A 20664-nucleotide genomic window follows, 5' to 3' on the forward strand; every position below is an offset into this window, starting at 1 on the left:
ACGCCAATATTATATTGGCAGATGATTATCAAGAAAGAGTCAAGGTGCAGCGATGCAGTCAAAAAGAATTCTGATCGTTGAAGATGATGCGGATGCCGCCAGCGTGCTGGAGGCCTATCTGAAAAGAGACCATTTTGAGGTCGCCATTGTCGGTGATGGGCTGCGCGCGCTCGATGTTGTCGCCCAGTGGAAACCGAATCTGATCCTGCTGGACGTGATGCTGCCCGGCCTGAATGGTACCGAAGTGCTGGCTGCGCTGCGGCGAAAAAGCCACGTGCCGGTGATTATGGTCACCGCGATGGGCGAAGCGCATGACAAAATTGGCGCGCTGCGTTACGGCGCCGATGACTACGTGGTCAAGCCCTACAATCCCGGAGAAGTGGTCGCCCGCGTCCACGCCGTGCTGCGGCGCGGCGTCCCGGCGGCGCTGGCGGATGAGCGGCTGCGCTGGAACGGGCTGGAAGTCGACAGCGAATCCATGACCGCCACGGTGGGCAGCGAAGCGGGCCGCGCCTTGCTGGACCTGACGCCGACCGAATTCTGTCTGCTCACCACCTTAATGCAATCCCCTACCCGTGCATTTTCACGCCTGCAACTGCTGGAAAAATGCCTGCCGGACAGCGAAGCGCTGGAGCGGGTGGTCGATACCCACGTTTATAATCTGCGCAAAAAGCTGGAGCTGGCGGGCATCAGCGAGGTATTGATCAATGTGCGTAGCGTCGGCTACCGGTTCAGACAGCCATGAGTAAAATTTCCCATCAGTTTTTATGGCGCTGGATCTGTATGCGCATCCTGGCGCTGGCGATTGGCACCATCGTCATCATCGCGGCGTTAATGTGGCTGCGGTTTGCGCTGGAAAATATGTGGATCATGCAGCGGATGTCTCCGGCGCTGAAACATGAGTTCCAGAACCTGGTTCACAACCCCTCCCTCAATCCCGCCCGCTTCCATCAGATTATGGACGATCGCTGGGGGCTGCAGTATTCGGTGCCGTCTATCGCCTCGCCAGACTGGATTGCGCTGGGGGTGATGATTGTCATTATGATCCCGGTGATAACCCTGGTCGGTTTGCGTATCGCCCGTCCGTTATCTGCACAGTTTGGCAGCCTGGTGCTGGCCGCGGGCGCAGTGGCACGCGGCGAGTTTACTACCCGCGCGGCACAGATAAAAAATGCCCCGACCGAGCTGGTGCGGTTTACCGCCGATTTTAACGCCATGACCGCCCAGCTGGAGAGGTACGATCGTGAGCTGCAGGCGTCGCACGTGGCGATGGCCCATGAACTGCGCTCGCCATTAACCGCCGCCATCGGCCGGATGCAGGGCATGCTGGATGGGGTTTTCCAGCCGGAGCCTGAGCAATTGCAGATGGTGATGAAGCAGTTACAGCATCTCAGCCGCTTAACCGATGAGCTGCACCTGCTCTCACTGGCGGATGCCGGGCAGCTGGTGTTGCATCATGAGAGCCTGGATATCACCGAGCTGCTGCACGAGCGGGCGAACTGGCTGACTCCGCAGGCGGAAGCGCTGGGCATGGCGATCGTCATCAAAGAACAGGCCCCCTGCATTATCACCGGGGACGCCTTCCGTCTGGCGCAGGTGTTCACTATCGTGATGGAGAATGCCCTGCGCTATGCCGCCGAGGGCCGACGCCTTAGCGTGTGGCTGGAATGCAAAGGCGACCGGCATTCGATCTGTTTTAAAGATCGTGGGCCGGGTGTGGCGGAAGACTTTCTGCCTTCGCTGTTCGACCGCTTCACCCGGGCCGATTCCTCACGGGCGCGGCATTCGGGCGGCAGCGGGCTGGGTCTGTCGATTGCCCGCGCCATCTGTCTGGCGCACGGTGGCGATGTGGTTGCAACGCTGCCGGACGACGGCGGCCTGCTGATAACGGTTATGCTTCCCACCAACCGGGATAGAAATGCGCAATAAAGTCAGAAATTGACCCCATCTTGATAAAACATACGGCGATTCTGGACAGATCGTCCTGAAACTGACGCGATTCAGTTTCAGGACGATAACCATGACCGCGTTGATTATCCCTTTCGTCAGACAAACACTGCATGCCCTGGCCGTTAGCCTAATAAACACCCTGCTGGTTATCCTGACGGTAACCTGTTCACTGAGCGGCTGTGGTGAAAAATCCCCGGTGCCGGTCGCGCTTCCGCGCCCCGTTCGCTTTATCCTGGCCCCCGCTCCTGAGTCGGGTATGTCACTGAGCCAGACCGGCGAAATACGCGCCCACGATCAAATCACGCTGGGCTTTCGCCTCGATGGCAGGATCACCGCCAGATCGGTTGACGTTGGCGACCGGGTGCATGCCGGACAGGCGCTGGCGACCATCGAAAGTGAGAGCAGCCACAATCAGCTGCTCAGCGCCCAGGCAGACGTTCAAAGTGCTGCGGCTGCCGAACATCTGGCTGCCCTCAGCCTGAAGCGAATGACGTTGCTGATGCCGCAGGGCGCGATTGCCCGCGTCCAGCTGGATACAGCGAAATCAGACTGGCAGTCCGCCGCCGCCCGACTGAAGAGCAGTCAGGCTGCCCTCAGCAATGCCCGTGAAACCCTGTCATGGACCACGCTGAACGCGCCGGAAGACGGCATTATCACCAGCGTCAGCGCCTCTGCCGGGCAGGTGGTCAGCGAAGGCCAGACCGTGGTGACGCTCGCCACCTCAGGCAGCCGCGATGCCGTCTTTGATGTCGCTGACCCTCACCTGTTCAGCGCAAACGCCAGCACACCCTTCCTGATCACCCTGCTGGCCAATCCGGCGGTTCAGGTCAGCGGATCGCTGCGTGACGTCAGCCCGCAGGCCGATGCGCAAACCCGCACCTGGCGCATCCGCGTCACCCTGAAAAATCCGCCGGACGCGATAGCGTTGGGGGCCAGCGTACTGGGCCAGATAACCCTGCCGGGACAGTCTGCCATCCGCCTTCCGGCCTCGGTGCTGACCCGTTCTCAACACGCCGCCGCGGTATTCGTGGTCGATCGCATCACGCAGACCGTGCACCTGCGGCCGGTGGTGGTCGACAGCTTCACCGTGGACGCGGTGTTGGTGAAATCCGGCATCGCACCCGGTGAGACGGTGGTGACCGCCGGCGTCAGTCATCTGCGCGATGGCGAGAAAGTGAGTGTTGGGGAGCCGAATCCATGAACGCCAAATTCAATCTTTCCCGCTGGGCGCTGAACCACCAGCAGCTGATGGTGTTTTTTATGCTGTTAATCATGGCTGCGGGCATCATGAGCTTTGAGCAGCTGCCGAGAAATGAAGATCCTGCTTTCACCATCAAAACGGCGGTGATCGGTGCGCAGTGGCCCGGGGCGACGGTCACGGACATGGTCAATCTGGTGACCGATCCGCTGGAACAAAAGCTGCAGGAGATCCCGCATCTGGACTCTGTGGAAAGTGAAACGCGCGCCGGTCAAACCACCCTGTTCGTCAACCTGCGCGATGACACGCCGCCCAATGCGGTGGCAGATATCTGGTATCAGGTCAGAAAGAAGCTGCAGGACCTGACGCCTTCCCTGCCTGATGGCGTCAGTACCCCGGCGGTCAACGATGAGTTCGATGACACCTGGGGCACTATCTACGGCTTTACCGCCGAGGGGTTTAGCCCGCAGGAGCTGCGCGACCGGGTTGAAACGGTTCGCCGCAGCCTGGCCAGCCTGACGGACGTGGGCAAAATCCGGCTGATTGGCGTCCAGGAGCAACAGATCACCGTGGCCTTCTCCTTACACAAGCTGGCGGGCATGGGGATCACCGCCGATCGGGTGGCGGACGCGCTGAAACAGCAGAATGCCGTGGTTTCAGCGGGCACGCTCAGGACGCACAGTGAAAATATCGCGCTGCGGGTCAGCGGGGCGTTTACCTCAGAACAGAGTCTGCGCCGGGTGACCTTGAATATTGCCGGTCGCTATATCCCGCTGGCGGATATTGCCAGCGTCACCCGTGATGTTGCTGACCCGCCAGCGCCGGCTTTCCGCGTAAACGGTGAGCCGGCGATAGGGCTGGCCATTTCCATGGCCGCTGGCGGCAATATGCCGGCATTCGGCAAGGCGCTGAACCAACGGATGGCGGCGATCCAGCAGCAGCTGCCGCACGGCATTGAGGTGGTGCGGGTTGCCGATCAAAGCCAGGTGGTGGTGCAGGCGATCGGCAGTTTTGTCCGGGTGCTGCTGGAAGCGATCGCCATCGTGCTGGCGGTATCTTTTCTCTCGCTGGGCATGCGGGCAGGCCTGGTGGTGGCGGCCGCTATCCCACTGGTGCTGGCCCTGACCTTTATGGGTATGCAGCTGGCGGGGATCGGGCTGCAGCGTATTTCACTGGGTGCGCTGATCATTGCCCTCGGCCTGATGGTCGATGATGCGATGATCGCCGTGGAAACCATGGTCACCCGTCTGGAAGCGGGCGACAGCCGCTGGCGGGCGGCGACGGTGGCGTTTGAAACCACGGCGTTTCCGATGCTGACCGGCACGCTGGTGATGATCAGCGGCTTTATCCCGGTCGGTTTTGCCGCCTCCGCCGCCGGGGAATACTGTTATTCCCTGTTCGCGGTGGTGCTGATTTCGCTGCTGTGCTCCTGGGGCGTGGCGATACTGTTTTCGCCCTTGATCGGCAGCTGGATGTTGGCCGAATCCCTGCAGGGGCACGTCAGAAAAGAAGGCAAACTCGTCGGCTGGTATCGCAGAATTCTCCAGCGCGTGTTGCGCCACCGCCTGCTGACCATTGGCATCGCGCTGTGCCTGCTGGGCCTGTCGGCTTGGGGAACCACCTTTATGCAGGGGGAATTCTTCCCGGCCTCCGATCGTCCCGAGCTGCTGGTCAGCCTGAACCTGCCCGCCAATGCCTCTCAGGCGGAGACCGCCCGCAGAACCAGCGATCTGGAAGCCCGGCTGAAGGGCAATCACAACGTCGATCGTTTCAGCAGCTATATCGGCGGCGGCGCGATCCGCTTCTATCTGCCGATGGACGTGCTCAACGACAATGAAAATACCGCGCAGCTGGTGGTGGTGGCGACAGACCTCGCCGCCCGCGATCGCCTGCGCAGCCAGCTACAGGCGATTCTGAGTCAGCACTTCAGCGATATCACCACCCGTGTGTCGCCTCTGGAGCTGGGGCCGCCGGTGGGCTGGCCGGTTAAATACCGGGTGACGGGACCGGATAACGACACCGTCGGCATCTTTGCCCGTCAGCTGGCGGAAGTGGTCGGCAAAAATGCCCTGACCCGCGATGTGAATCTGACGGCAGGTGAGCCCGAGCGGGTAACCAACCTGCTTGTTAACCAGACTGCGGCGCGGGCGGCGGGCCTGTCTTCGGAAAGTCTCGCCGACGGGCTGAACACTTACTGGTCAGGTAAGCAGGTCACCACGCTGCGTGAGGGTAACCGTCAGCTTGGCGTTGTGCTCCGCGGCAGCGACAGCGATCGGCAGGACCTGGCCGCGCTTTCCGGGATGCTGTTTACCAACAGTCGGGGTGAGAAGATCCCGCTGGCACAGGTGGCGACGCCACAGTGGCTGGTTGACGATCCGGTGATCTGGCGACACCAGCGGCTGCCGTTTATTACCGTACAGACCGATGTGGCACCCGGCGTGCGGGCTGAAACCCTGTCGGACAGCCTCGCACCGGCCATTGACCACTTCCGCACCTCGCTGCCCTCGGGCTACAGCATCGAAGAGCAGGGAACCGTGGCCGAATCGAACAAAGGCAACGGCTCGATCTTTGCCGTGCTGCCGGTGACGCTGGGCATCATGCTGGTGCTGCTGATGGTGCAGCTGCAGCGCTTTTCACGGCTTTTTCTGGCGCTGCTGATGGCACCCTTTGGCCTGATTGGCATCGTGATGGCGATGCTGCCGTCGGGCACCCCGATGGGGTTTGTCGCCCTGCTGGGGGTGATCGCGCTGACCGGAATGATCATCCGCAATGCGGTGATCCTGATTAGCGAAGTGGATAACAATACCCGTGCCGGCATGGCGCATGACGCCGCGATTATTGCGGCGGCGCTGAACCGTTCACGTCCGATTATGCTTACCGCCTGCGCGGCGATCCTCGGGATGATCCCGATATCCCATCAGGTTTTTTGGGGCCCGATGGCCTGGGCAATTACCGGCGGGCTGTTAGTGGCAACGGTGGTGACGCTGACCGTGCTGCCGGCGTCGATGAGCCTGGTGATGCAGACTGAGGTTGATTAACCGCGCAGAGTAGGTAGACTGGTCTACCTACTCTTATTCACGAGGTGACTTATGGCTGGCCTGCCTGTGGGTTCTGAATCCGCCTATGAAAAGCTGCTCAACGCGGCACGCGTCCTGTTTTATAACCATGGCGTCAACGGCACCGGCATTGATGCCATCATCAAGCGGGCTGGGGTAGCCAAAAAGAGCCTGTACAACAACTTCGCCTCAAAAGATGCGCTGGTGGCCACCTACCTCAGAGTGCGTCATGACGAGTGGCTGTCGCTGTACAAAAACCGGGTGGCCAGCGCCATCACCCCGCGCGATCGGGTGCTGGCGGTGTTTGCTGCCTATGAGGATCACGCCGAATTTGCCTATGAAAATGGCTTTCGCGGCTGCGGGCTGCTGAACGCGGCGGCCGAGCTGCCGGCCGGATCGCCGGGACGTCAGGCGGTGCGTGAACACAAGGAAGAGGTGGAAGCCATTCTGACCGCGCATCTGAACGATTTGCTCGGTGGAGACGCCGATGCTGCCGGTGAAATGGCCCGGCATTTTGCGTTTCTGCTGGAAGGCAGCATCTCGCGCGCCGGGCTGGAAGGTCGCAGTGACTGCGTGATCCAGGCCGCCGCCATGGCGGGCAAAATGATGGAGGCCTGTTAATGCTTTCATCCGGACAACGACTGGGCGGCACGGCGGGCGTGCTGATTGCGGCGATCCTGTGGGGCACCACCGGCACCGCCGCCACCTATGCCCCCGGACTAAGCCCGCTGGCGGTGGGCGCGGTAGCAATGGGCATTGGCGGACTGCTGCAGGCGCTGATTGCCGCAACCACGATTATTCGTCAGCGCCGCCTGATTGCCCGACACTGGCCTTTTCTGTTGACCGGTGCCCTCGCGGTCGCGGTCTATCCGCTCGCCTTCTATACCTCGATGCGCTATGCCGGGGTAACGGTCGGCACGGTGATCTCCATCGGCTCTGCGCCCCTGCTCTCCGCGCTGATCGAAACCCGTCTTGACGGACTGCGCCTGATAAAGCAGTGGGCGACCGGCGCCTTGGTTGGCGTGGCCGGCATGGCCTTGCTGTGCATGGCGGAAAGCGGCGGGCACAGCGCCAGCAACAGCTACGCCATGGCGGGCATCGCCCTGGGACTGCTGGCCGGCTTTACCTATGCGCTGTATTCGTGGTCAGCGCGGCGGTTAATGCAGTGCGACGTGCTGCCCCGCGCGGCGATGGGTGCCACATTTGGTGCCGGGGGTCTGCTGCTGATGCCGGTATTGCTGCTGACCGGCGCGCCGCTGTTAGCTGCCTGGAACAATGCAGCGGTCGGAATATATATGGCGCTGGTGCCGATGTTTATTGGCTACGTTTGCTATGGCTACGGCCTGGCGCGCATTCCCGCCAGCATGGCCACTACAATCACCCTGCTGGAACCGGTGGTTGCCGCGCTGCTGGCGGTGGTGCTGGTCGGGGAAAGGCTGCCGCCTTACGGATGGGCTGGCGTTGCATTGATTGTCGCCAGCCTGGTGGTGATCACCGCGCCTGTGCGATTTTTTGCCAAACGCCCCTTGCCTGAATGAGGTCGATCGGGAGCAGACGTTTTAGTATGGCCAGTCGGGCCGTTACTTGAGCCATCATTTCAACCAAACGATGAGTGTTTACTGAATGGATAATCTGAGTATTGAACGATATGTACCGGGTGATGAAGATGCGTTGATCCCGATGATTGTGCAAATCCAGCGTCAGGAGTTTGGTATCAATATTACGGCGGAGGATCAGCCTGACCTGATGCAAATCCCGGCCTTTTATCAGACGGGCAACGGTGATTTTTGGGTTGCCCGGATGCAGGGAAAGGTGATTGGGACAATTGCTCTGAAAGACATTGGCAACGGCGAAGCGGCACTGCGTAAGATGTTTGTAGCAGCGCCATGGCGAGGCAGGGACTTGGGTGTGGCCAGGCAAATGCTTGAGCGGTTGATTGACACCTCGAATACCCGGGGAGTACACAGGATCTATTTAGGGACCACGGATAAGTTTCTGGCTGCACATCATTTTTATGAAAAACAGGGTTTCACATTGGTCGATGCGTCAGACCTCCCCGCTTCATTTCCGCGCATGGTTGTCGATACCCGGTTTTACCTGATGGAGTTATGAATGCGGGTTTTCATTCAGCAGGTAAATCGGTTTTCCGGGTGTGGTTAAGGTAGGCCAGCACGGCGGCGCTGGATTCATGATTGGGGACCAGACTAAATGCAATCACTTTAAAGGAAGCATAAACATGCAAAACCAACTTCTTGACCGCCAACAACTGAACGATCTGATCAATGGCTGGATGCACCGCGATCTCGGTGAGTGGGAGCAGCTGAACGAACTGTTTCATCCTGACGGCACGATTGAAATTATCTGGTTTGAAGGGCTGGGCAGCGACTTTGTGGCGGGTTCTGCGCGCATGGGTGCTTCAAATCTGCGGACCAAACACCTGATTGCATCTCCTGTAGTGACCTTCAATGCGCGTGGGGATAAAGCGATTTTGGAAACAAACGCGTTGATTATCGGCGAGAACGTCACACTCAATATCGGCTGTGAATGTCACAACCGGTTCTACGATCTGGCCGAAAAACGTGACGAAGTGTGGAAATTATTCCGCCGGCAGTCCATTTACGATATGGGCACCTTCACCTTCCCGTTGGGGGTGGTTGAAATCGATCGGACGGTGGTCGCGAAATATCCACGTGAATATGCCGCGCTGGCCTATCTGCTGGAGCAAAGTGGATTTCCTCTCGGACGCGTATTTGCTACGCGCGGCAGTGAGCTTGAGGCAAAAATGAAAGCCGGGGCGAAGCGTTGGCTGGCGGCCTGAAGCTGATATGTTGATTGCCGCGTCAATTGGAGGGGGCGATCCGCATTGCGTTCACCCGCAATGTCCACCAAACCGCATGGGATTTTGACTTTTGTGTCCTGGATGTTCTGAATGTCGTCTGGATGTTCGGGTGATCGGGTCAGGGAGAGAGGGGTGAACACAAAGTCGCCGTAAACCCGTCCGTGGGGGCTCAGCGGCGACATCCCGGTCGCCGATGCTTTGCTTTTCACCCCTCTCTCCCTTCCCTCAAGCTTCAATATCGAATGGCCAATTGGGGACGCACAGGTCAACACCTTTCCCGCCGTTGGACTTTAAACTGTGCCCCGCTAAGCCAATCAACGACGCCATGCCACCGCGCTCGCCCTTGACCTGTGCATCCACCAAACCCACCCATCGACACCAATGCTATTGGGTGGCGGCATAGGGTGCCTTAGCCGAGTGTCTGCGGCAGGGATGCCGCAGCCAAGCCTACAGGGGTGTATTTACGGCGTCTCGGATAAGGCACCCTATGCTGACGCCATACCACCTGAGCGGGTGTTGACTTAAACATCCACAATACTGGCGCCGAGCCACCCGAGCTTGTGTTGACCTTTACGTTTAACGCCCCTGGCAACAGGCTAGCTGATGCCAGGGGCGTGATTGACATATCGGGCTGCGTTTAGCGTCGTGCCAGCGCCGCGGCGTTTTTACCGGCCAGGATACCGAAGATAATGATATCGGCCACGGCGTTACCGCCGATACGGTTTGCGCCGTGGATACCGCCAACCACTTCACCCGCCGCCCAGGCACCTTCAATCACCTGTTTCTGCGCATCCAGCACCGCGGTGTCCGGGTTGATGGTCACGCCGCCCATGGTGTGGTGAACCCCCGGGGCAATGCGAATGGCGTAGAACGGTCCCTGATTCAGTGGATGACGCAGCGCGGTTTTACGGCCAAAGTCTTCATCGTCCTGTTTTTCAACGAACAGGTTGTAGCGTTCCAGCGTCGCCAGCAGCGCATGGAGATCCATGTTCAGCTTAATCGCCAACTCCTGCGGTGACGGTGCGCTGATCACAAAGCCCTTGGCGATATACTCATCGGCCGCTTTGTTATTCAGGCGAACCTGCTCATCAAAGATCACCCAGGCACTTTTCTCCGGCAAGGCGATGATTTCGGCAGACACTTTGTCGCGGGTTTCCATCTCATTAAAGAAGCGTTTACCCGCCTGGCTGACCAGAATCGCCCCGCCGCCACGAATGGCTTCGGAAATCAGGTAGGAGGTGGTCTGCTCCACCGTTGGGTGAATTTGGATCTCGCCCATATCCACGGTGTCGGCACCGATTTTCTGCAGCATGGCGATGCCGCTGCCGGTGGCGCCAGCATGGTTGGTGGTGACGAAGCCATCCAGTTCAGGACGGTATTTCACCACCATCTCGCGGTTGGCGCTGAAGCCGCCGGTGGCGACAATCACGCTTTTGGCATTCAGGATGCGGGTGTCGTTGTATTCATCGACCACCTTCACGCCGGTAACCACACCGTTCTCAACCAGAATCTCCGCCACGGAGGTTTCCAGCAGCACTTCGATATCGCGCTTGTTGATGTTTTTCACCAGGCCGCTGATCAGGAAGCCACCGACCGCAGACCGGTCAGCCGGACGGTGCGTACGGTCAATGCTCATGCCGCCGGTGATGGTGATATCGCACAGCTCAATGTCCTTGGCGGCCAACCATTCAATCGCTTCTGGCGCCAGCTCCACGAACTCTCTCAGCAGCACCGGATTGTTTTTGAATTTGCCGCCTTTCAACGTTTCGTCATAGAACAGGTCTTTGCTGTCCTCGATGCCTTTCAGTTTCTGGAAGCGGGTTTCTGCCGCGTTCATCCCGACCGACGCCTTGATGGTGTTGCCGCCGATGGTGGGCATCTTCTCGATGATTACTACGTGAGCGCCGTCATCGCTGGCCTGAATCGCTGCGGCCAGGCCTGCGCCACCGCTGCCGATCACCACCACATCGTAATTCACCGGTGCCGCCGGGTTGCCGCCTTCCTCAATCACGTGCTCTTTACTGGAAGTGGCCAGCGCGCGGGAAACGGCTTTTTTCAACGCTTCACTCTGGGTAGTCGCGCCGGTGATGGCGTCCACGTGCGGGCTGTTGGCCACCAGGATGCGGCTGCGCAGGCTCTCAAAGGTGGTGGTGAAGTCCACGTCCAGCGAGTCATCCGGCACCAGAATGATGTCGGTAATACGGTCGGTATCCAGCGTGACGTTGATTTTCAGCTTCAGCGCTTCCGCTTCCACTTTTTCCTGATAGACGCCGGCTTTGTATTTGCGGCCGGTGGTGCTGGTATCGCGGATCATCGCGTCGACCAGCGAGAAGCGCCACAGCGGCTCAGGAATGTTGAGCGCTTCGCGTTTGTTGCTGTCGATGTACAGTTCAAGATGTTCGTTGTTGGTAATGCGATCGGCCCAGTCCGGATAGGCGATGCAGGCCTTACCGATAGCCACCAGGTCAAAGCCATGTTCCAGCGCGCTTTCGGCATCTTCTTTATTCACCACGCCACCGACGCCAATCACCGGCACTTTGGCGAGGGTTTCAGAGCGCATGGCGATAAATTTTGTGATCAGCGGCGTCGGATCTTCACGGTCGACGATGGAGGAACGCAGCAGCTGGCCGACGGAGAAGTGCACGTAATCCAGGCCACGCGCGGCGAGCTTCTCCAAGAGGTACATGGTGTCATCAAAACGAATGCCGGGGACTTCCAGCTCTTCTGGCGAGAAGCGATAGCCGATAATAAAAGAATTATCCGCGAAGCGTTCGGCCATTTTATGGGTGATTTCCAACACTTCCAGCGGGAAACGGGCGCGATTATCGCGGCTGCCGCCCCACTTGTCGTCACGCTGGTTGGAGTTCGGAGAATAGAACTGTTGGATCAGATAGGTGTTTGCGCCGTGGATTTCCACGCCGTCAAAGCCGGCTTTGATCGCGCGGTTAACGGCATCACCAAATTTGGTGATCATCACATCCACTTCTTCCGCGGTCAGCGCCTGCGGCGTGGTGGCCCCTTCACGCGGGGCCGCGATGGCACTTGGCGCAACCGGCGTTCTGCCGCCAATCAGCTCAGGTTCAACCATCCTGCCGCCGTGATAAATCTGCAGGATCGCTTTCGAGCCCTTGGATTTGATGGCATGGGCAATTTTGCTCAGGCCGGAAATTTTGTTGTCGCTGTCGATAGCGATGGCGCCGGGGAAAGCCGGGCCTTTAGGATCGATAAAACAGCATTCCACGATCACCGTACCAATGCTGCCTGCACGGTCACGGTAGTACTCCACCAGCTCGCTGGTCACGGTGCCATCGTAAAATCCTGTACAGGTGGTCATCGGTGCCATCAGCAGGCGGTTTTTCAGCACCGCGCCGTTGGGCAGAGTCAGGGGATTCAGGATCGGGGTGAGAGTATGCATTATGATCAACTCCAAGATTTAAAAGTTTTTAATTCTGTCGCGGACGCGTTACTTTCCATTTAATTAAGTGGTCCGATGTGATGCAGTTAATATAACAATTTCTTTTCTTATATAACCGTTAATTTTAGTTATAAAACTTTTAAACGAACTGAAGTCGGTTAATTGATGATCACGCTTCAAATACCAACTTCAATTGTTAATCATTAGTAGTAAAAAATCAACCCCTCGTTAACATACCAAATAAACCCATACAAATCACACACATAAAAACTTAGTGGATTTTTTCAGAAATTAAATCTACTGTCTTTAAGTTCAAGGCGATAGCGAAGAGGTGGCCGACTTGATACAGAAAAATGCGTTTTATTAAATGAATTGTATTTTTATATTAATTTAAGGGTGGCGAGAATATTTTATTGATCCAGATCAAAATTAGCGTCACGGGTAAATCGCATTATATTCGCACGTTGTCATTAATATGAATATGAAGACGTAAGATTAGGAAGTGATATTAACTCAAATGTCACGGTAAAATAGCTAAAGTAACGATTAAGAAACTAAAAAAAGTGGCTGTAGACAAACCGGGGCGTTAAATCGCATTCTCCACAACTTGCAGACAAATACTATGAAAACGACATCAACTTTGAGTGAACCCGTCGCGGCACCTCCAGCCCCAGCGGGACAAAAAAAACGGCTGATTATGATGTTCCTGCCGGTGCTGGTCGCCGTGCTGTTGCTCCTGACCCCAGTGCCTGCCGGGCTGGAACCCTATGCCTGGCACTTCTTTGCTATCTTTGTCGGTGTCATCGTCGGGTTGATCTTTGAACCTCTGCCGGGTGCGGTAATCGGCCTGACCGGGGTGGTGGTAATCGCCCTGTTTAGCCAGTGGCTATTATTCAGCCCGGCCGAGCTGGCCAACCCGAAATTTAAAATGGCCACCGAGTCATTTAAATGGGCGGTCAGCGGCTTCGGTAATTCCACCGTCTGGCTGATCTTCGGTGCCTTTATGTTTGCCGCCGGTTATGACAAGACCCAGTTTGGTCGGCGTCTGGCGTTGATTCTGGTGAAATATCTTGGTCGTCGCAGCCTGACGCTGGGTTACGCCATTACCTTCGCCGATTTACTGCTGGCGCCCTTCACCCCGTCCAACACCGCGCGCAGCGGCGGTACCATCTACCCGATTATCGCCAACCTGCCACCGCTGTACGGATCTAAACCGAACGATCCGAGCGCGCGCAAAATCGGTTCTTACCTGATGTGGGTAGCGATCACCGCCGCCTGTATCACCAGTTCGATGTTCCTCTCCGCGCTGGCACCCAATCTGCTGGCGCTGGCGCTGGTGAAAAGCATCGTCGGGTTTGAAATCTCCTGGGGCACCTGGTTCCTCGCCTTCCTGCCGCTGGGCGTGCTGCTGATTCTGACCATGCCGCTGCTGGCTTACTGGTTCTACCCGCCGGAAGTCAAAATCAATGACGAAGTGCCGAAATGGGCGAAAGGCGAGCTGGAAAAACTGGGCAAACTGTCACGCAACGAAATTCTGCTGCTGGTGTTTGTCTGTAGCGCCCTGCTGATGTGGATTTTTGCCACCGCCTGGATTGAACCGGCCATGGCCGCGCTGCTGGTGGTGGTGCTGATGCTGTGGACCGGCGTACTGAACTGGAACGACATTACCAGCAACAAACCGGCCTGGAACACTTTCGCCTGGTTTGCCACCCTGGTGGCGCTGGCCGATGGTCTGGCACGCGTCGGCTTTATTGCCTGGTTAGGTAAAGAAGGCGGTCAGCTGCTGACCGGTATTGACCCACAGGTGGCGGCGGTGATGCTGCTGGTGGCCTTCTTCCTGCTGCACTACCTGTTCGCCAGTACCACCGCGCACACCACCGCGCTGCTGCCGGCCATGCTGACCATCGCCGCTGCCATACCGGGCATCAATATGCCGGTCTACTGCCTGATGATGGTGACATCACTGGGTGTGATGGGGATTATCACCCCGTACGGTACCGGTCCAAGCCCGATTTACTACGGCAGTGGTTACCTGCCAACCAAAGACTACTGGCGCCTTGGCACCATCTTCGGCGCCATCTTCCTGGCGGGCCTGATGCTGATTGGTTATCCGTGGATGGTCATGATGTTCTGACCCGCTGCGGCCCCGGCCGCAGAAGCATGCAGATGTTGAATAATTGTTATATCATCTCTTCCCTTGCCGGTCTTAGCGGGCCGGCAAGCCTAAAACCAATAATATGCTGTCGCCAATGATATTGCCTGTTGCTCACGCAGCAACGCGTCATTAAGTGAGAAAAAAATGTCGAATAAACCTTTCTACTATCAAAATCCCTTCCCGCTCGCCGCTGACGATACCGAATACTACCTGCTGACGGCGGATCACGTTTCCGTTGCCGAGTTCGATGGTCAGGAAGTGTTGAAGGTTGACCCGAAAGCGCTGACCGTGATGGCGCAGCAGGCCTTCCATGACGCCTCCTTTATGCTGCGTCCTGCCCACCAGCAGCAGGTTGCTGCGGTGCTGGCCGACCCGGAAGCCAGTCAAAACGACCGCTATGTGGCGTTACAGTTTCTGAGAAACTCGGAGATCGCCGCGAAAGGCGTTCTGCCAACCTGCCAGGATACCGGCACCGCGATCATCAGCGGTAAGAAAGGCCAGCGCGTCTGGACCGGCGGCGGTGACGAAGCGGCGTTATCTCAGGGCGTCTACAACACCTATATTGAAGACAACCTGCGCTACTCCCAAACCGTGGCGCTGGATATGTATAAAGAAATCAATACCGGCACCAACCTGCCGGCGCAGATCGACCTCTACAGCGTTGATGGCGATGAATACAAGTTCCTCTGCATCGCCAAAGGCGGCGGTTCAGCTAACAAGACTTACCTTTATCAGGAAACCAAAGCCCTGCTGAGTCCGGCGAAGCTGAAAGATTACCTGATCGGTAAAATGCTGACCCTTGGCACCGCCGCCTGCCCGCCGTACCATATCGCCTTTGTCATTGGCGGCACCTCGGCAGAAAGCACCCTGAAGACGGTCAAACTGGCATCCACCCACTATTACGACGGGCTGCCAACCGAAGGGAACGAGCACGGTCAGGCCTTCCGCGATGTGCAGTTGGAAGAAGAGTTACTGGTTGCCGCACAGCAGCTGGGGCTTGGTGCGCAGTTTGGCGGTAAGTACTTTGCGCACGATATCCGTGTGGTGCGTCTGCCGCGTCACGGCGCGTCCTGCCCGGTGGGCATGGGCGTCTCCTGCTCCGCAGACCGTAATATTAAAGCCAAGATCAACCGTAAAGGCATCTGGATTGAGAAGCTGGAAGACAATCCAGGCAAATATATCCCTGAGGAACTGCGCGAGCAGGGCGAAGGCGACGTACTGCATATCGACCTGAACCGTCCGATGAAAGAGATCCTCGATCAGCTCTCTCAGCATCCGGTCTCAACCCGCCTGTCGTTGAGCGGCACCATTATCGTGGCGCGTGATATTGCCCACGCCAAGCTGAAAGAGCGTCTGGATAACGGCGAAGGTTTGCCGCAGTACATTAAAGATCACCCGGTGTATTACGCCGGTCCGGCCAAAACGCCTGAAGGTCATGCTTCCGGTTCATTGGGCCCGACCACCGCAGGCCGTATGGATTCGTATGTCGATCAGCTGCAGGAAGCGGGCGGCAGCCTGATTATGCTGGCGAAAGGCAACCGCAGCCAGCAGGTGACCGATGCCTGTCAGAAACACGGCGGCTTCTACCTGGGCAGCATCGGCGGCCCGGCAGCGGTGCTGGCGCAGCAGAGTATTAAGAGCCTGGAGTGTGTGGAGTACCCGGAACTGGGTATGGAAGCCATCTGGAAAATCGAAGTGGAAAACTTCCCGGCCTTTATTCTTGTCGATGACAAGGGCAACGATTTCTTCCAGCAGATCCATCAGGAACAGTGCGCGAAATGCGTTAAGTAAGCTGATCTGAACGGTGCCCTTCTCTTTCCAGAGTAAGGGCACTTTTTTTGCCTGAACTAACTCAAATCCGCCCCGTTACTGGCAATCACTTTCTGATACCAGTAAAAGGATTTCTTGCGGGTTCGCGCTAACGTCCCCTGCCCGCGATCGTCACGGTCGACATAGACAAAACCATAGCGCTTGCTCATTTCGCCGGTGGATGCCGACACCAAATCGATGCAGCCCCATGAGGTATAGCCGATCACCGGAATGCCATCGCCAATGGCTTCACCCATCGCTTTAATGTGCTCGCGCAGATAGCTGATGCGGTAATCATCGACGATCTCGCCCTCAGGGGTAATCTCATCTTTGGCCCCAAGGCCGTTTTCCACCAGAAACAGCGGTTTCTGATAACGGTCATACATCATATTCATGGTGATACGCAGTCCGAGCGGATCGATGCCCCAGCCCCAGTCGCTGACCTGAATATGCGGGTTTTTCAGCGATTTCACCACGTTGGCGGCACTGCTGTTGTTCTCGTTCATATCGGCCGAAGCACAGCGTGAGGCGTAATAGCTAAAGGACACGAAGTCGACGGTATTTTTCAGGATCTCGCCATCACCCTCTTCCATCTTCACGCTAATGCCTTTTTCGGCGAACAGACGACGGGTATAGGACGGATACGCGCCGCGCGCCTGCACATCAATAAAGAACAGGTTTTCGCGGTCTTTCTCCAGCGCGGCCCAGACGTCCCCGGGTTTGCAGGTCCGTGGGTAAAAATTCCCGCCGGCCAGCATGCAGCCCACCTGATTTTCCGCATTGACCTCATGGGCGATTTTGGTCGCCAGTGCGCTGGCCACCAGCTCGTGGTGCGCGGCCTGGTACTTCACCTGCGCCGGGTCTTCACCTTCTTCAAACACCAGCCCGGCACCGGAAAACGGGCTGGCCAGCAGAATGTTGATCTCATTAAAGGTCAGCCAGTATTTCACCAGCCCATCAAAGGCTTCAAAACAGGTGCGGGCGTAACGGGCGAAGAACCCGACCATTTTACGGTTACGCCAGGAGCCGTACTCGGTAACCAGATGCATCGGCACATCAAAATGGCACAACGTGACCAGCGGTTCGATGTTGTGCTTTTTGCACTCGTTAAACAGATCGCGATAAAAGGCGATGCCGGCTTCGTTGGGCACCAGCTCGTCACCGTTTGGATAAATGCGGCTCCAGGCAATGGAGGTTCTGAACACGGTGAATCCCATCTCGGCCATCAGCGCGATATCGTCTTTGTAACGGTGGTAGAAATCTATCGCCTGATGGCTGGGATAGAACTCATCCTCACGCAGCGCAACGCGCTTTTCTAATCCGACTTTGACCGCCAGACGGTGCGCACCATGCGGGATGACGTCGACCGTTGTCAGCCCTTTTCCACCTTCAAAACTTGCACCTTCGGCCTGGTTAGCGGCTAATGCGCCGCCCCATAAAAAACCGTCGGGAAACTGTGTTGCTGACATGACTTTCCTCTCTATCAGGGTGTTTTTACGGCAAGGGACGCCGGTGGTACGGCATCACTCTGCTTACTCTGTGCGGTACGCGGCGCGTCGACCGGGATATCCTCAAAGCCGAGCAGTAAGGTGGTAACAAAGGAGAACACCACCGCCAGCACCATCACGCCGACCACCCAAACAATGCTCATCGGATTAGCGGGATCAAAGAACTGCACGCTGGTGAACAGGCCCGGCGAGGCCATTGAGTGACTGGCCAGGCCGCCAATCCCGGCGACCGCGCCGCAGATAAAGCCACTGATCAGACAGGCAATCAGCGGGCGCTTAAGGCGCAGGGCCACGCCGTACAGCGCGGGTTCGGAAATGCCGGCCACAATGGCGGACGCCGCCGCAGCCAGCGCCGTCTGGCGCAGCTCCGGGTTTTTGGTGCGCCACGCGACGGCCAGTGAGGATCCGCCCAACGACAGGTTTGCCCCGATTTCCGACGGCATTACCATGCCCTCTTTGCCGGTTTCGGCAATGGTCTGAATAATGGTGGGGGTGAACACGCGGTGCATCCCGGTCATCACCAGCAGCGGCCAGGCGGCGCCCATGATCGCCACCGACAGCCAGCCAAGGTAGCTGTGCACGGTATAAACCACGGCAGAGATCCCGGTCCCGATCCAGATGCCCAACGGCCCAATCAGCACGATGGCGATGGGTGCGGCGATCAGCATAATCAGCATCGGCTTAAGGAAGTTTTTGGTGACCACCGGCGTGATGCGATCCACCCAGCGTTCGATATACGACAGCAGCCAGGTCATGCACAGTGCGGGGATCACCGTGTAGGTGTATTTCACCGCCGTCACCGACAGGCCAATAAACTCCACTTTTTGTCCCTGGGCAGCCTTGGCCATCAAATCGATAAAGGCCGGATGCACCAGCACCCCGGCGATGGCAATGGCCAGCGACAGGTTGGTTTTGAACTTAACCGCCGCCGAGGCGGCGACCATCACCGGCAGGAAGAAGAAGGCGCCATCGCCGATAACATTGAGGATCACCAGCGTCGGATCGGCTTTGGTGAAGACGCCGGACATTTCCAGAATCATCGCCAGCAGCTTGACCATCGAGCCGCCGATAATCGCCGGAATTAACGGTGACATGGTGCCAATCAGCGCATCGAGAATGCCCGCACCAATGCGCTTAAAGGAGAATTTCTTGTTGCTGGCGATCTCTTTTTCCGCGACGTCGGCGGGCAGCAGTTTCTGCACTTCGGCATAAGCCTGAGAGACGTTATTGCCAATGATCACCTGGCACTGGGTATCATTGCTTACCACGCCCATCACGCCGGTCAGTGACTTCAACACTGCCGTATCCACCTGGTCGTCGTGAACAACCACAAAGCGTAAACGGGTCATGCAGTGGGTCACGGCGGCGATATTGTCCACGCCGCCCAGCGCAGCGACTATCGACTGCGCCAGAGGTGCAAAGTTTTTGGCCATCAGGGACTATTCTCCAGAATTCATAGGGTTAGGCGTTCAGGCTGCAGGAGCACGGTCTCTTAATGGCCGTTAATCCGCAACGCTGTGAAAAAGAGGTAACCGGTTTCACACGAGAATGTTCAACTCAGGAGCAAACTTCAATCAATTTGGTAAACGGCGTTCTGAATATGTGACAGCGATCGTTATTAGCGGGTATTTCATCGCGTGCGCTGCAGAATGTGTAAAATGACGCTTCATTTTGACTCTTCCAGGAGGGGCCTGTGTCAACAATGCAGGAAGTGGCAGCCAAAGCAGGCGTCTCAAAGGCCACGGTTTCGCGTGTGCTTTCCGGTAAAGGCTACGTCAGCCAGCAGACCAAAGAGCAGGTCTATAAAGCCATTGAAGAAGCCGGCTATCGGCCTAATTTGCTGGCGCGAAATCTGGCCACCAGCAAATCAATGTGTATTGGCCTGGTGGTGACTAACACCCTGTATAACGGCCCTTACTTTAATGAACTGATCTCGCAGGCGGCCAAAAAGCTCGATGCCAATGGCCGCCAGCTATTGCTGGTGGATGGTAAAAACAGCGCGCAGGAGGAGCTGGAAGCGATTGATTTTCTGCACGATCTGCGCTGTGACGCGATCATCATCTATCCGCGTTTTTTATCGGTAGATGCGCTGGACCGGCTGATCGATAAAGACAATAAGCCGCTGATGGTGGTGAACCGTAAACTGCGCCAGCACCAAAGTCACTGCATCTCCTGCGACCATAAAGGCGCCAGCTTTAATGCCACCCGTTACCTGATTGAACGCGGTCACCGGCAGATTGCTTTTATCACCGGCTCGCTGGACTCGCCGACCGCGCTGGAACGCCTGTCGGGTTATAAGCAGGCGCTGACGGATCATGCTCTGCCGGTCCGCGACGAACTGATCGTCAGCGGGAAATGGTCACCCGCCAGCGGCGCGGCCGCGGTGGAAACGTTACTGAAAACCGATACCGCCTTTAGCGCCCTGCTGGCCAGTAATGATGAAATGGCGATCGGGGCGATGAAGAAACTGAATGAGACCGGGTTCGCGGTGCCCGCCCAGGTGTCGGTGATGGGGTTCGATGATATTCCTACCGCCGCCTATTTGATCCCCGCCCTGTCGAGCGTCAAGGATCCGGTCAAAGAGATGGTTAACGAGGTGATTGGCCAGATCATATCGATGCTCGATGGGGGCTATTTAGCCAAGCAAAACACCTTTGTCTCCGAGATGATTGTCCGGGATTCGGTCGCTGACGGGCCGTTTCTGTAATCCACACTGACTCCCTACGCTGCGGCA

At 57.4% G+C, this 20664-nt stretch carries 14 protein-coding genes; 11 read left to right on the top strand and 3 right to left on the bottom strand.

Annotated elements, in window-relative coordinates:
* The first annotated feature begins 52 nt into the window (after nt 1–52).
* The 8 genes from AC1UKS_RS13030 (at nt 53) to AC1UKS_RS13065 (ending at nt 9022) form a co-directional block, all read left to right on the top strand.
* Nucleotides 53–745: a response regulator gene (locus AC1UKS_RS13030; protein WP_013201778.1), complete on the top strand. Its 693-nt coding sequence runs from the start codon at nt 53–55 to the stop codon at nt 743–745.
* Nucleotides 742–1929 carry a sensor histidine kinase gene (locus AC1UKS_RS13035; RefSeq protein ID WP_482433950.1) on the top strand — a complete coding sequence of 396 codons (1188 nt, stop codon included), beginning with the start codon at nt 742–744 and terminating at the stop codon, nt 1927–1929. Before AC1UKS_RS13030 ends, AC1UKS_RS13035 begins: the two co-directional genes overlap by 4 nt.
* A gap of 91 nt (nt 1930–2020) precedes the next feature.
* Entirely contained in the window at nt 2021–3151 is a 1131-nt protein-coding gene (locus tag AC1UKS_RS13040) for an efflux RND transporter periplasmic adaptor subunit (protein ID WP_482433951.1), read from the top strand.
* Nucleotides 3148–6186: an efflux RND transporter permease subunit gene (locus tag AC1UKS_RS13045; RefSeq protein WP_482433953.1), complete on the top strand. Its 3039-nt coding sequence runs from the start codon at nt 3148–3150 to the stop codon at nt 6184–6186. Before AC1UKS_RS13040 ends, AC1UKS_RS13045 begins: the two co-directional genes overlap by 4 nt.
* A 51-nt stretch (nt 6187–6237) precedes the next feature.
* Entirely contained in the window at nt 6238–6825 is a 588-nt protein-coding gene (locus tag AC1UKS_RS13050; protein ID WP_482433954.1) for a TetR/AcrR family transcriptional regulator, read from the top strand.
* A complete protein-coding gene (locus AC1UKS_RS13055) occupies nt 6825–7742 on the top strand; it encodes a DMT family transporter (protein ID WP_482433956.1) in 918 nt (305 codons plus the stop codon). The genes AC1UKS_RS13050 and AC1UKS_RS13055 overlap by 1 nt, the downstream gene beginning before the upstream one ends.
* Before the next feature lie 85 nt (nt 7743–7827).
* On the top strand, nt 7828–8316 hold the full coding sequence (locus tag AC1UKS_RS13060) for a GNAT family N-acetyltransferase (RefSeq protein WP_482433957.1): 489 nt from the start codon (nt 7828–7830) through the stop codon (nt 8314–8316).
* 124 nt (nt 8317–8440) lie between these two features.
* A complete protein-coding gene (locus tag AC1UKS_RS13065; protein ID WP_482433958.1) occupies nt 8441–9022 on the top strand; it encodes a nuclear transport factor 2 family protein in 582 nt (193 codons plus the stop codon).
* Between the two features lie 658 nt (nt 9023–9680).
* On the opposite strand, the gene AC1UKS_RS13070 is transcribed toward AC1UKS_RS13065, so the two are convergent.
* Nucleotides 9681–12458, bottom strand: a complete 2778-nt coding sequence (locus AC1UKS_RS13070) for a flavocytochrome c (RefSeq protein WP_265910191.1) — start codon at nt 12456–12458, stop codon at nt 9681–9683.
* A gap of 622 nt (nt 12459–13080) precedes the next feature.
* Between AC1UKS_RS13070 and AC1UKS_RS13075 the strand changes: the two genes are divergently transcribed.
* Nucleotides 13081–14592, top strand: a complete 1512-nt coding sequence (locus AC1UKS_RS13075) for an anion permease (protein ID WP_041691971.1) — start codon at nt 13081–13083, stop codon at nt 14590–14592.
* 165 nt (nt 14593–14757) lie between these two features.
* Nucleotides 14758–16404, top strand: a complete 1647-nt coding sequence (gene fumA, locus AC1UKS_RS13080) for a class I fumarate hydratase FumA (RefSeq protein WP_151037745.1) — start codon at nt 14758–14760, stop codon at nt 16402–16404.
* Nucleotides 16405–16460: 56 nt separating this feature from the next.
* Here the strand turns inward: fumA and AC1UKS_RS13085 are convergent, their stop codons facing one another.
* Nucleotides 16461–17891, bottom strand: coding sequence for a 6-phospho-beta-glucosidase (locus tag AC1UKS_RS13085; RefSeq protein ID WP_482433959.1), 1431 nt, complete (start codon nt 17889–17891; stop codon nt 16461–16463).
* A gap of 14 nt (nt 17892–17905) precedes the next feature.
* The gene (ascF, locus tag AC1UKS_RS13090; protein WP_482433960.1) at nt 17906–19363 is read right to left on the bottom strand and encodes a PTS cellobiose/arbutin/salicin transporter subunit IIBC; all 1458 of its coding nucleotides are present in this window, start codon (nt 19361–19363) and stop codon (nt 17906–17908) included.
* A gap of 260 nt (nt 19364–19623) precedes the next feature.
* Here ascF and AC1UKS_RS13095 point away from each other — a divergent pair, with 260 nt between their 5' ends.
* A complete protein-coding gene (locus AC1UKS_RS13095) occupies nt 19624–20637 on the top strand; it encodes a LacI family DNA-binding transcriptional regulator (protein WP_482433961.1) in 1014 nt (337 codons plus the stop codon).
* The last annotated feature ends 27 nt before the right edge of the window (nt 20638–20664 follow it).

The organism is Erwinia sp. AK-PDG3-5 (assembly GCF_056821705.1).